We start from the raw sequence: 12,570 nt of genomic DNA, 5'->3' as shown, positions 1-12,570 counted from the left end.
CCGAAGGGAAACCGAGATGTCGTCCTCACCTCTGGCAGCACCCCTCGACGTGGAGCTGCGGCCGGACAGACCCGCGCTCCTGCATGTCGAGTCGCCCGGTGACGCGGCGAGTTGGGCGGCCCAGTACCGCGAGTCGCTGCATGCGCAGGTCACCGAGCACGGGGCGCTCGTCGTCCGTGGACTGGGACTGCGGGACGTGGCCCAGGTCGGTGCCGTCTTCGCCGGGCTGACCGGCGGTCTGATGCCGGAGCAGGAGGCGTTCGCCCCCCGTGAGGCGTACGGCTCGGGTCTGTACTCCTCCACGGCCTGGCCGGCCAACCAGCCGATGTGCATGCACCACGAGCTGAGTTACCGGCTGGAGGTTCCCGGCCTGATGCTGTTCGCCTGTCTGACCGCGCCCGGCGAGGGCGGGGCGACCGCGGTGGCCGACGCGGAACAGGTGCTCCAGGCGCTGCCCACCGCGCTGACGGAACGGTTCGAGCGTGAGGGCTGGCTGCTGACCCGCGCCTACAACGACGAGATCGGCGCCTCTCTGGCGGAGTCGTTCGGCACCGACGACCACTCCGAGATCGAGCACTACTGCCGCGCCCACGCCATCGACTTCGCCTGGCAGCCCGACGGCTCCCTGCGCACCGAGCAGCGCCGCAGCGCGGTCGTGCGGCACCCGCTGACCGGCCGGCGATGCTGGTTCAACCAGATCGCCTTCCTCAACGAGTGGACGCTGGCCCCGGAGGTGCGCGAGTACCTGGTGGACGAGTACGGCGCCGACGGACTGCCGTTCAACACCCGCTACGGCGACGGCACCCCGATCGGCGAGGACGTCGTCCAGCTGCTCAACACCACCTACGAGCAGCACACTCGGCGCGAGCCCTGGCAGGCCGGCGACCTGATGCTCGTCGACAACCTGCGCACCGCACACAGCAGAGAGCCCTTCACCGGAGAGCGGCAGGTGCTGGTCGGCATGGCCGAGCCGCGCCGCCTGGCCGACTGCTGGCCGACCTCGGAGGCGAGCGAGCGATGACCCAACTGTCGTCCACCGCCACTCGGCGGGCCCTCCTCGACGGGGTCCCGGTGCCGACGTTCGCGGTGATCTCCGGCACGCAGGTGCAGCAGGCGCTCGACGGGCGCGAGAAGCAGATCGTGGAGCTGGTCGAGGCCACCTACCGGCTGCACGGCGCCGGGGACTCGGTCAACCCACCCTCCTACTTCCTGCGCTTCCCGGACCGGCCCAGCGCGCGGATCATCGCGCTGCCCGCCTCCGTCGGCGGGTCGGTGCACGTGGACGGGGTGAAGTGGATCTCCAGCTTTCCGGACAACGTGCGCGCCGGGCTGCCCCGGGCCTCCGCGGTCCTCATCCTCAACGACCCCGAGACGGGATACCCGTTCGCCTGCCTGGAGAGCTCCGTCATCAGCGCGACCCGGACCGCCGCGTCCGCCGCACTGGCCGCCGACTGGCTCAGCCGCGACCGGTCCCGCCCCACCCGGATCGGCTTCTTCGGCACCGGGCTGATCGCCCGCTACATCCACACGTTCCTGGCCGGAACCGACTGGAAGTTCGACACGATCGGCGTGCACGACCTGTCCGCCGAGAGCACCGCCGGGTTCTGCGGCTACCTGCGGCAGGCCGGGACCACCGCGGAGATCGTCGTCCATGACAGCGCCGAGGACCTCATCCGCTCCAGCGACCTCGTGGTCTTCGCGACCATCGCCGGCGAACCCCATGTCACCTCCCCGGCCTGGTTCGACCACAACCCGCTGGTGCTGCACATCTCCCTGCGTGACCTCTCCCCCGAGGTCCTGCTCGCCTCCGCGAACTTCGTGGACGACGTGGACCACTGCCTGAAGGCCGACACGTCCCCCCACCTGGTCGAGCAGCGCACCGGCAACCGCGACTTCCTGAACGGCACGCTCAACGACGTGATGCTCGGTCGGGCCGCCCCGCCGCACGACCGCCCAGTGATCTTCTCGCCCTTCGGACTCGGCGTGCTCGATCTCGCCGTCGGCAAGTACGTCTACGACGAAGCAGCCGGGGCCGGCGACCTCCGCCTCATCGACGACTTCTTCCACGACCTGCGCCGGTTCGGCTGAGGCGTTGTCCTCAGCCCTGGCTCCAGGAGGCTCACCGTGCCCGTAATTTCCGCTCCCCATGACTTCAACGAAGGCTGTCTCTTCGTCGACCTCGAGTCGATCTTCGGATGCTCCCTCTACCTGAAGTGCGAGGGCTTCAACTTCGCCGGCTCCATCAAGTTGAAGGCCGCGAACGAGATGGTGGAGAGCGCCGAGCGGGACGGAATCCTGACGCCGGATTCCATCATCGTCGAGTCGTCCTCCGGAAACCTGGGCGTGGCGCTCAGCATGATCGCCGCGAGCAAGGGCTACCGGTTCCTGTGTGTCACGGACTCCCGATGCAACCTGTCGACGCGACTGCTGATGGAGGCGCTCGGCAGCCAGGTGCATGTCGTCGCCGACCTGGACGCGAACGGCGGCTTCCTGGGCACCCGGATCGAGTACGTCCGCGCGCTGTGCGCGTCCGACAACCGGTACGTGTGGCTCAGCCAGTACACCAACGCGGGCAACTGGCGGGCGCACTACCGCACGACCGCACCGGAGATCGCCACGCACTTCCCGCGCCTGGACGTGCTGTTCGTCGGGGCGGGCACCGCCGGAACGCTGATGGGCTGCGCCCGCTACTTCCGGCAGTGGCACCGGCCGGTGCGGATCGTCGCCGTCGACAGCGTGGGCTCGGTCGCCTTCGGCGGCAAACCGGGCCGCCGGATGATCCCCGGCCTGGGCATGAGCATGGTTCCCCCGCTGCTCGACGAGTCCTTCGTGGACGAGGTCATCCGGGTGGAGGAGGCGGACACCATCCGCACCTGTCACCGCATGGCCAGGCGTGGCTTCCTCTTCGGCGGCTCCACGGGGACGGTGGTCAGCGGCGCGACGGACTGGCTGTCCCGGCAGGACGCACGCGGCCTCACCGCGGTGGCCATCGCACCGGACCTCGGTGAGCGCTACCTCGACACCATCTACCAGACCAACTGGCTGCAGGACCTCTACGGCGACCACATCCTCGACGACGAAGAGGCGATCGCCCTGCCCCGCAAGGACAAGTCCACCTCCGAGACGCCGGACCGCCGATCAGGACCGTAGCGGCGCATACCGGACAGACCGGCGGCCCGTCACGCATCGAGTGCGCGGCGGGCCGCCGCCGTTCGGCCAGGTACGCGTCTCACAGTGAACGCACAGCTCGTATTCCTCCTCTTGCACAGCGAAACCCCCCAATGGAGAGGAACACGCTGTGCGTTCACGTGCACGCATACGCCTGCACCCTGCCGGACCCGTCATCCTCGCCCTCGCCGCGGCCGGAACCGTACTGGCCGCACCGAGCGCCACCGCCTCCGCGCCCCAGCCGTCGTCCCGCGCCGATCTGCGCGCGGACGTGAACCGTGACGGGCAGGTCGACATCACCGGCAGCACCGACGAGACGGGTGAGGACTCCTGGTCCGTCGGACGCGGAGCGGTCTATCTGCCCAACCTCGACGACGACACCGAGCGGTGCCCGGTCACCGGTCCCGGCGGCAGACATCTGTCCGACGCCGAGCTGGCCGCGTGCAACGACGCCGCCGACAAGAAGGTCGACGGCACGGCGGACGCCGCCGACCTCGCCCGGGTCCGCTCCGTGCCCGTGCCGGACCTTCCGGCGGACGCCGAGGGCAGCCTGAAGGTCACCACGGGAGCCAAGCACACCCACGTCTTCCTGAAGCGTTCCGGCAACTGGGTGCTGGTCACGCCCCGGACCCGGCTGACCGCGGCCGAGCTGCGCTCCGGCGTGGAGTTGGGCGTCGAGGCCACCGACGTGATCCGGGACAGCGCGAAGTGGGACGGCCGTGCGGTGATCCGCCTGACGGTGACGTCGGCCGGCGGGTCCACCTCCGACTCGGTCACCCTGCGGGTCGCACCGCTGCTGACACAGCATCACCTTCAGGACGCCCAGCAGGTGATGGTCACCAAGGTCCGGGGCGGGGGCGAGTACGGGCGCCTGCAGCGGAAGTTCGTCAAGGACCTGGCGAAGGAGGTCACGAAGGCCGGCATCACCAAGCCGCTGGTCACGTTCGACAAGTACGCAGACCCGTGGGCCCAGGACTTCGTGGAGCCGGCCTACGTCAGCATGACCGGTCCGGACGGCCGGCGGCAGGTGATGCGGGTGATGCTGCGCTCCGCCCAGCTGGACCGGGAGGCGGGCCGGGAGCTGTTCGAGAAGGTGCGCGGCCGGAACATCGGCGTCGTCCAGGTCACCGACCGGGCCCGCCCGGACGACTGGTCGCTCAACTCCATGGGCAACCTGGAGACCATCCCGCCCTACGCGCACGGCGGGCGTTCGTTCCCGGCCGGACGCATCATCATGGGCGAGCGGGGGGACAGCGGGGCACGCCCGTCGAAGGCGATGCGCACGCTGCTCACATCGCAGGGACTGCAGGATCCGCTGCTGCTGGACACCTCCTGGCTGAGCGTCGGCCACGTCGACGAGTTCGTGCAGTTCCTGCCGGCCGACACCCCGCGCGGCTGGCGGATCGGTGTCGCCGACCCCAAGGCCGGGCTGCGGCTGCTGCGTGACGCCCGGCGCGACGGCCACGGCAGGACGAAGATGTTCTCCGTCCCGGGCCTGAGCGGCCAACCGGCACCGAAGGAGACCATCGACCAGGCGCTCGCCTCCCGGCACCTGGTGGCCGACAACGAGATGGCGGCGAAGCGCATCGCGGCCGACCTGGAGATCCTGAAGCGGGAGACCGGCATCACCGACGGCGAGATCGTCCGGGTGCCCGCCCTGTACACGCGCGACTCGGAGGCATCGGCCGGCCGCGGCCGGGCCGTCCCCGTGCCCCGCCTGACGCGCATGGGCGCCGGCTCCCCCCTCGCGGGCACACTCGGGGAATACGGCCGGCAGAAGTGGCTCACCCGGAAGGGGGTCGACGCTCGTGCGGCGGCTCGCGCGACGGTGACGACCAGCGCGTACGTCCCCGGAGCGGTCAACGGCGTGCTCCTCGGCCGCGACCGCTACCTGGCCCCGCGCCAGTGGGGACCCGTCATCGACGGCAAGGACATCTTCACGGAGGCGGTCAACGCCACGTACCGGCAGGCCGGTCTGAAGGTGTCGTACATCGACGACTACTACACGTACCACCTCGGCATGGGCGAGGTGCACTGCGGCACCAACACCCTGCGCGACGCGTCGGCCGCGTGGTGGCAGCTCCCGGCACAGTGACCGGCGGCGGATAGCCCCACGCGTCCAAAGGGCCGGACCGGCGGTCACGTACGGCTGGTCCGGCCCTCTCCGGGCGAGCTCGGCGGAAGGACGGAGTTCAGCTGTGCGGCGGGTTCCCGCGCGGCGTGGTGACGGCGTTCGGCAGGGAGGGTGCGGGCAGGCGGCTCCCCCGGGTACCCCTCGGCGGTGCCGAAGCGGTCGGACGGGGCTTCCCAGTCCTCCCGGGCCCGGGCGATGTCCTCGTGGCTGCGACCGATGAGGTTCCACAGCGATCGACGGTTCTTCCCAGGTCGCGCGTTTGACGGAGGTCTACAATCATGCGTCCTCCTTGCCTGCGACCAACTTTCAGACGTGCCAGCCCTCGGAAGCGTCCTCGCGCTCGCCCTCAGGGGTGGGGGGCGGGGCCGTGGTGGCCCGGGGAATCAAGTGCGTGGGGAGGACGACGTGTTGGTTGTGGTCCGCGTCGGATGCATGGATGAGCTTCAGGGCCAGTTCGCCGGCCAGGCGGCCCATGTCCGAGGGTGACTGGGCGACAGTGGACAGGTCTGTCCACTCGGCTACCTGGTGGTCGTCGAAACCGATGACGGAGATCCGCTCGGGCACCCGGATCTGAGCCTTGCGCAGGAAGTAGATGATGGCGATGGCCAACTCGTCCATCTCGGCGAAGATCGCAGTGGGCGGCTCCCTCAGGCTCAGCAGCTTCCCGACCCCCTCCGTGATGTCCCGCTTGTCGTCGAACGACATGGTGACCACCAGGTCGTCGTCCAGCGGGATGCCCGCCTCGGTGAGCGCCTGCTGGTAGCCGAGCAGCCGTTCGCGCGAGCTGAAGCAGAAGCCGCTGGCGCCCATGGTCGGCGCGAAGGCGATCCTGCGGTGCCCGAGGTTGAGCAGGTGTCGGGTGGCCTTGCAGGCTCCGGCCACGTCGTCGACGTACACGCTCGGGCGGCCTTCGGCGTGCTGGCTGACATAGATGACCGGCATTCCGAGGTCGTCCAGCCGCACGGTCTCCTCTTCGGTGAGGTCGAACCCGAACACCGCCAGCGCGTCGGCGTTCCGCCGGGCCGGGAGGCGCTCGAAGAACGCGGTGCGTTCGGTCATGTCGGGTATCACGTAGACGGTCAGCTCCATGTCGGCCGCGCGCAGCAGCGGGCCCAGGCTGGACAGCGCCGACCCCATGAACCACGAGTTGAGCGTGGGCACGAGCGCCGCCACGACCCCGGTCTTGCCCGTGACCAGACTCGCGGCCTGTCGCGAGACCGCGAAGTTCAGCTCGCGAGCGGCCTTTTCGACCCGGGCACGGACCTCCGGCGAGACGGTCGGCAGGCCGCGCAGGGTGCGCGAGACGGTGGATGAGGAAACCCCTGCCCGTTCGGCGACGTCGGCCATCGTGGGGAGCCGTTGAGCGGATGACATGAGCGGAAGTTAGCACAGATCCGCTCCCCTGTTTCAGAGTCTCGTGACAGCGCTGTCATCGAGAGCGGTATGGGAATTTTTATGCCGATTCGCCCCGTAAATAATGTGTGCGGTTCATCTAAATTCGTCGATGCTACTGGCAAGTTACGCATTGACTTCCCACAGGTGCACTCCTAGCTTGCAAGCGTTGTCTCGGCGGGGTCGAACCTGTTTCTGGGTAGCCATCTCTTGGTTTATTGACCAGCACTTTTCCTTCCCGCAACGTCGTGACAGCACTGTCAGCCGCGCTTCGGTTCCGCACGACCAGGAGAGAGACAGTGAAGACCAGAACCACCAGAGCCCTTCAGTGTTCGGCAACGCTCGCCGCCGCCGGACTCCTTCTCACCGCCTGCGGCTCGTCCGGGGGCAATGACTCCGGGAAGGCGGCCGGGAGTACGTCGTTCCAGGGCCGTGGCCCCATCACGTACGTGGCCGGCAAGGACACCTCCGGCGTCGTCCCGAAGGTCATCGACCGGTGGAACACACTGCACCCGAAGGAGAAGGTCACCTTCATCCAGCTGCCGACGGATGCGGACTCGCAGCGCCAGCAGATGATCCAGAACGCGGAGACGAAGTCCGACGCCTACACGGTGCTCTCCCTCGACGTCGTGTGGACGTCGGAGTTCGCCGCCCACCAGTGGATCGACCCGCTGCCCGAGAAGCAGTTCCCGCTGCAGAAGATGCTGAAGCCGGTGGTGGAGACGGCGAAGTACCGCGGCAACCTGTACGCGGCCCCGGCCAGTTCGGACGGCGGAGTGCTGTACTACCGCACCGACCTGCTGAAGAAGGCCGGAGTCACCAAGCCTCCGACCACCTGGTCGGAGATGACGGCCGACTGCGCCAAGGTGGAGAAGCTGCCCGCGGCCAAGGGCATGTCCTGTTACGCCGGCCAGTTCCAGAAGTACGAGGGGCTGACCGTGAACTTCGCCGAGGCCGTGAACTCCGCGGGCGGTGTCGTCACCGACGCGAACGGCAAGCCCGACGTCGACACCCCCGAAGCGAAGAAGGGCCTGGACTTCCTCGCCCGATCCGTCAAGGACGGGACGATCCCCAAGGAGGCGATCACCTACCAGGAGGAGGACGGCCGTCAGGCGTTCCAGTCCGGGAAGCTGATATTCCTGCGCAACTGGCCGTACGTGTACTCCCTGGCCCAGAAGGCAAAGGTGGCGGGCAAGTTCGCGGTCGCGCCGCTGCCCGGCCTGAACGGACCCGGCTCATCCAGCCTCGGCGGCCACAACCTGGCCCTGTCGTCCTTCGCCAAGAACAAGGCCACGGCCCTGGACTTCATGAAGTTCTTCAGCAGTGAGGACAGCTCGAACACGTTCCTCAAGGACGCCTCCCTCGCCCCGCCGTACGCGGACCTGTACGGCGACCCGTCGCTGGTCAGGCAGTACCCCTACCTGCCCGTCCTGAAGCAGTCCATCCTGCGGGCCGTGCCGCGTCCACGCGTCGTGCAGTACGGCGACGTGACATCGGCGATCCAGCAGGAGGCCTACGCCGCTCTGACCGGCAGCAAGAGCAGCGCGCAGGCGCTGAAGGACCTGCAGAGCAGCCTGCAGAAGTCCGCGGCCCAGTGAGGAGCGGGGCCATGACCGACACAAAGACCCCGCCCGACACCGCCGCGGACGAGTCCGGCAGCACGGCCGGCAGTCCCTCAGGACAGTCCCGCAGGCCGACGAGCCGTCGGCGCTCGCGGACCAGGGCGACCGCGGGCTCGGGGCGGATGGCGGCACTGCTGGTGTCCCCGACGCTCCTGGTGCTGTCGATCGTCGTGCTCTATCCGACGGTCATGGCGCTCAAGGAGTCGCTGTACGGGGCCAAGGGGCTGGACCCGAAAACCGGCTTCATCCGCACCAGCGAGCCGTTCGTCGGGCTGAGGAACTACACCGAAGTCTTCGGCGCAGCCGGGGACCGGTTCTGGAACGCCTTCTGGAACACCACCTTCTTCACCGTCGTCACGGTGGGACTGGAGACGGTGATCGGTGTGGCCATGGCCCTGATCATGCACAAGGCGTTCCGGGGCCGGGCCCTGGTACGGGCCGGCATCCTCGTGCCCTGGGCGGTTCCCACGGCCATCTCCGCGCTGCTGTGGCGATGGATCTTCAACAGCGACGGCATCGCCAACGCCGTCATCGGCCATCAGATCCTGTGGACCACCGAAGGCTTCCACGCCAAGGTCGCGGTGATCATCGCCGAGGTGTGGAAGACCGCGCCCTTCATCGGACTGCTGGTCCTGGCCGGCCTCCAGGTGATTCCGAAGGAGGTCTACGAGGCGGCCCGGATCGACGGGGCAAGCGCCCTGCGCCAGTTCTGGCACATCACCCTGCCCCTGGTGAAGCCCGCGCTGCTGGTGGCGGTGCTGTTCCGGTGCCTGGACGCGCTGCGGATGTTCGACCTGCCGTACATCCTCATCGGCGCGCAGAAGAACTCGGTGGAAACCCTGTCCATGCTCGCGCAGAACGAGGCCTCCAACGTCCGCTTCGGACCGGCCTCCGCCTACGCGGTGCTCCTCTTCCTCTACGTCTTTCTCATCGCGCTCGCCTTTGTCCGGCTGCTCGGCGCCGACCTCGTCGGCGGCGGCGCACGCGGCAGCGAAGGCAGGAACAGACGTCGGCGTCTCACGGTGCTGCGCCGTGCGGAGGTGACGGCATGACCATCACGGCGAAATGGCGGAGTCGGCTGCTGTACGTGGGTGTCGCCATGGTGGTGGCCTACTGCCTGGCCCCGTTCTACTGGATGCTGGTCTCCAGCTTGCGGCGCACCTCGGACATCTTCGACACCTCGCTGCTTCCCTCCCCGGTGTCGTTCGAGAACTACCGCGCGGTGTTCGCCCCGTCCCAGGGGTTCACACATGCGCTGCTCAACAGCCTGATCGTCGCCGGCATCACCACCGCATGTGCGCTGCTGCTGGCTACGTTCACCGCCTATGCGATGGCTCGGCTGGAGTTCCGGTTCAAGCGGCTGATCCTCACGTTGATCATCGCCACCTCGATGTTCCCGGTGGTGTCGATCGTGGTGCCGCTGCTGAAGCTGTTCACGGACATCGGCTGGATCAACACCTATCAGGCCATGATCGTGCCGAGCATGTCGTTCGCGCTGCCCCTGGCGGTGTGGAACCTGACCACGTTCTTCCGGCAGATGCCGGACGAGTTGGAGCACGCCGCCATGATCGACGGCTGTACCCGGGGCCAGGCCTTCCGCAAGATCATCGTTCCTCTGGCCGCACCGGGCATCTTCACAACGGCGATCATCACCTTCATCGCCGCCTGGAACGAGTTCCTCATCGCCCTGTCGATGACGAACAAGCCTGTCATGCAGACGGCACCGGTCTCCATCTCCAAGTTCTCCGGCGCCACCCAGTTCGAGACCCCGTTCGGCAGCCAGATGGCAGCAGGAGTCCTGGTCACCGTTCCTCTGGTGATCATGGTGCTGCTCTTCCAGCGCCGCATCGTCGCCGGACTCACCGCCGGCGCGGCGAAGTAGAACCGGGCGGCCCGCCGTCCTGCCCTCATCCTCAAAGGAGTAACGCAGCAGTATGTCCGGTACCGCACCGTGGTGGCGCAGCGCCGTCATCTATCAGGTCTACATCCGCAGTTTCGCCGACGGGAACGGTGACGGTGTCGGTGACATCGCCGGCATCCGCTCCCGTCTGCCCTATCTCAAGTCGCTGGGCGTCGACGCCATCTGGATCAATCCCTGGTACAAGTCCCCGATGGCGGACCACGGTTACGACGTGGCCGATTTCCGCGAGATCGACCCGCTGTTCGGCACCCTGTCCCAGGCCGAGCAACTTATCGAGGAGGCGCACCGGCACGGAATCCGCGTCATCCCCGACATCGTGCCCAACCACACCTCCGACCGGCACGCATGGTTCCAGGCGGCTCTGACCGCCGGACCGGGCAGTCCCGAGCGGGAGCGCTATGTCTTCCGCCCCGGCCGGGGACCCGACGGCGTCGAACCACCCAACGACTGGGTTTCGTGCTTCGGCGGACCGGCCTGGACCCGGCTGCCCGACGGTGACTGGTACCTGCACCTGTTCGCCCCCGAGCAGCCGGACCTCAACTGGGAACACCACGAGGTGAGGGCCGAGTTCGAGTCGATACTGCGGTTCTGGTTCAGCCGGGGCGTCGACGGGTTCCGTATCGACGTCGCCCACGGACTCGTCAAGGACCCCGAACTGCCCGACCTGCCACCCCGCCAGGAGCCGGCCCGGCTGGGTCCACTCGTCTCCGCCGGCCCCGGGCCCGAGCGGCCCCGGCAGCACGTCGATCACCCTCACTGGGACCGCGACGAAGTGCACGACATCTACCGCGCCTGGCGCAAGGTGGCCGACGAGTTCCCCGGCGATCGGTCCTTCGTCGCCGAGGCCTGGGCGGACACCCCCGAGCGGCTCGCCGCCTACGTCCGCGGGGACGGCCTGCACACCGCGTTCAACTTCGATTTCCTGATGTCGAGTTGGAACGCGAAGGACCTGCGCGCGGTCATCGACGACTCCCTCGCCATGCTCGGCGCGGTGGGCGCGCCGGCCACCTGGGTGCTGTCCAACCACGACGTCATGCGCCACCCCAGCCGATACGGCCGCAAGACGGTCAAGCGGTGGGTGGCCAACGAGCCCTACCGCCCCGAAGGCTCCCTGGACCTGGAACTGGGCACCCGGCGCGCCCGCGCCGCCGCCCTGCTGATGCTCGCCCTGCCCGGCGGCGCCTACATCTACCAGGGCGACGAACTCGGCCTGCCCGAGGTCGAGGACCTGCCCGAGGCGGTGCTGCAGGACCCGATCTGGGAGCGGTCCGGACACTCCGACCGCGGGCGCGACGGCTGCCGGGTACCGATCCCCTGGGCGGGGCAGACCGCACCGTTCGGCTTCAGCCCCGCGGACGCCTCCGCCGCTCCCTGGCTGCCGCAGCCGACGGGCTGGGGCGAGCGGAGCGTGGAGGCACAGACCGGGGACGAGACGTCCATGCTGGAGCTGTACCGCACGGCCCTGCGCCTGCGCCGCGACCACCCCGCTCTCGGCGACGGCAGCTTGACCTGGTTGGACGCCCCGACCGGAGTCCTCGCCTTCCGGCGTGAACCGGGCTTCGTCTGCGTGGTCAACCTCGCATCCACGCCCTACCGGCTCCCCGACCACACCTCGATCCTGTTGGCCAGCGGCACCGTTGAGGACGGCCTGCTCGCACCCGACGAGGCGGTCTGGCTCGCCCTGTAGGCATTCACCTGTCCACCAGGGCCTGTCCGGTGTTCTCCCCCGCTGACCGGACGGGCCCTGGCCCCTTGCTCCTGAACGTCAGGGTGGCCCCGCTGCGGCTTCGAGGAAGACGGCCCCCTTGGAGCATGACCGGTCCGTGGCTGGTCCGAGTCCTGGGCTTGGGATGTGCCGCGTCGGGCAGCGTACGTTCGGCTCGGCCCTGAGAGCGCTGTTCTCGGCGTCGGCCATGTCGCATCGGCCGAGGCGGCCCGCCGTCCTGGTATCGCTGGGCCATGTGCTTCCGTGCGGCGGTCGTCGCTGATGGAGCGGCGGTCGACCACGGCGGCGTCCCATCTGCCGACGAGCCCCCGCCTTGCACGCAAACGGGGCTCCTCGTCCGTCACTTCGGCGAGGACGGCCTGCGGTGAGAGGCCGGAGGCGCCCAGGAGACCGGAGCCCGAGGCGCCCGGTCCCGGCCATCACGGCCATCGGCGACTGGAGGCGGGCAGCGAGCCGATGACGTAGTCGGCGGTCGCCACGGTCGGCGCCGCGGTGCCGGCGACTTCCGCCACCGCGGCAGCCGCGAGGGGCAGTGTCCGTCCGGGCGGGGTGACAGGCAGTTCGGCGTGCTCGCCCGTCGGCAGTTCAACGGTGGTGGTCACTTGGC

The 12,570-nt window shown here is 68.9% G+C and carries 10 protein-coding genes and 1 pseudogene; 8 read left to right on the top strand and 3 right to left on the bottom strand.

Annotated features, from left to right (window positions below; genetic code table 11):
• Positions 1 to 16 precede the first annotated feature (16 nt).
• The 4 genes from ACIF83_RS05415 (at position 17) to ACIF83_RS05400 (ending at position 5,263) form a co-directional block, all read left to right on the top strand.
• Positions 17 to 1,021, top strand: a complete 1,005-nt coding sequence (locus ACIF83_RS05415) for a TauD/TfdA family dioxygenase (protein ID WP_393477296.1) — start codon at positions 17 to 19, stop codon at positions 1,019 to 1,021.
• The gene (gene sbnB / locus ACIF83_RS05410) at positions 1,018 to 2,088 is read left to right on the top strand and encodes a 2,3-diaminopropionate biosynthesis protein SbnB (protein ID WP_393477299.1); all 1,071 of its coding nucleotides are present in this window, start codon (positions 1,018 to 1,020) and stop codon (positions 2,086 to 2,088) included. The genes ACIF83_RS05415 and sbnB overlap by 4 nt, the downstream gene beginning before the upstream one ends.
• A 36-nt stretch (positions 2,089 to 2,124) precedes the next feature.
• Positions 2,125 to 3,150 carry a 2,3-diaminopropionate biosynthesis protein SbnA gene (gene sbnA / locus ACIF83_RS05405; protein ID WP_393477301.1) on the top strand — a complete coding sequence of 342 codons (1,026 nt, stop codon included), beginning with the start codon at positions 2,125 to 2,127 and terminating at the stop codon, positions 3,148 to 3,150.
• Positions 3,151 to 3,298: 148 nt separating this feature from the next.
• Positions 3,299 to 5,263, top strand: coding sequence for a protein-arginine deiminase domain-containing protein (locus ACIF83_RS05400; RefSeq protein WP_399723596.1), 1,965 nt, complete (start codon positions 3,299 to 3,301; stop codon positions 5,261 to 5,263).
• Between the two features lie 97 nt (positions 5,264 to 5,360).
• On the opposite strand, the pseudogene ACIF83_RS05395 reads toward ACIF83_RS05400, so the two are convergent.
• Positions 5,361 to 5,529 (bottom strand): annotated as a pseudogene (locus tag ACIF83_RS05395) (pirin family protein); the annotation flags it as partial.
• 79 nt (positions 5,530 to 5,608) lie between these two features.
• Positions 5,609 to 6,676: a LacI family DNA-binding transcriptional regulator gene (locus tag ACIF83_RS05390; RefSeq protein ID WP_399723594.1), complete on the bottom strand. Its 1,068-nt coding sequence runs from the start codon at positions 6,674 to 6,676 to the stop codon at positions 5,609 to 5,611.
• 317 nt (positions 6,677 to 6,993) lie between these two features.
• On the opposite strand from ACIF83_RS05390, the gene ACIF83_RS05385 reads away from it, so the two are divergent.
• From ACIF83_RS05385 to ACIF83_RS05370, 4 genes are read left to right on the top strand one after another with little or no spacing between them, the layout of a single operon-like run.
• Positions 6,994 to 8,292 carry an ABC transporter substrate-binding protein gene (locus ACIF83_RS05385; protein WP_399723592.1) on the top strand — a complete coding sequence of 433 codons (1,299 nt, stop codon included), beginning with the start codon at positions 6,994 to 6,996 and terminating at the stop codon, positions 8,290 to 8,292.
• Between the two features lie 11 nt (positions 8,293 to 8,303).
• The gene (locus ACIF83_RS05380) at positions 8,304 to 9,368 is read left to right on the top strand and encodes a carbohydrate ABC transporter permease (protein ID WP_399723590.1); all 1,065 of its coding nucleotides are present in this window, start codon (positions 8,304 to 8,306) and stop codon (positions 9,366 to 9,368) included.
• Positions 9,365 to 10,198 (top strand): carbohydrate ABC transporter permease, encoded by an 834-nt coding sequence (locus tag ACIF83_RS05375; protein ID WP_399723588.1) that lies wholly within the window; start codon positions 9,365 to 9,367, stop codon positions 10,196 to 10,198. The genes ACIF83_RS05380 and ACIF83_RS05375 overlap by 4 nt, the downstream gene beginning before the upstream one ends.
• A 52-nt stretch (positions 10,199 to 10,250) precedes the next feature.
• Complete coding sequence (locus ACIF83_RS05370; protein ID WP_399723586.1) at positions 10,251 to 11,924, top strand: glycoside hydrolase family 13 protein; 1,674 nt, start codon at positions 10,251 to 10,253, stop codon at positions 11,922 to 11,924.
• A gap of 458 nt (positions 11,925 to 12,382) precedes the next feature.
• Here ACIF83_RS05370 and ACIF83_RS05365 read toward each other — a convergent pair whose 3' ends face one another.
• Positions 12,383 to 12,565 carry a hypothetical protein gene (locus ACIF83_RS05365; protein WP_399723584.1) on the bottom strand — a complete coding sequence of 61 codons (183 nt, stop codon included), beginning with the start codon at positions 12,563 to 12,565 and terminating at the stop codon, positions 12,383 to 12,385.
• Positions 12,566 to 12,570 lie beyond the last annotated feature (5 nt).

The organism is Streptomyces sp. NPDC085866, assembly GCF_044541035.1.
GTDB lineage: Bacteria > Actinomycetota > Actinomycetes > Streptomycetales > Streptomycetaceae > Streptomyces.
The sequence above is the reverse complement of the archived record's forward strand: the minus strand, read 5'-3'. Positions and strand labels throughout refer to the sequence as shown.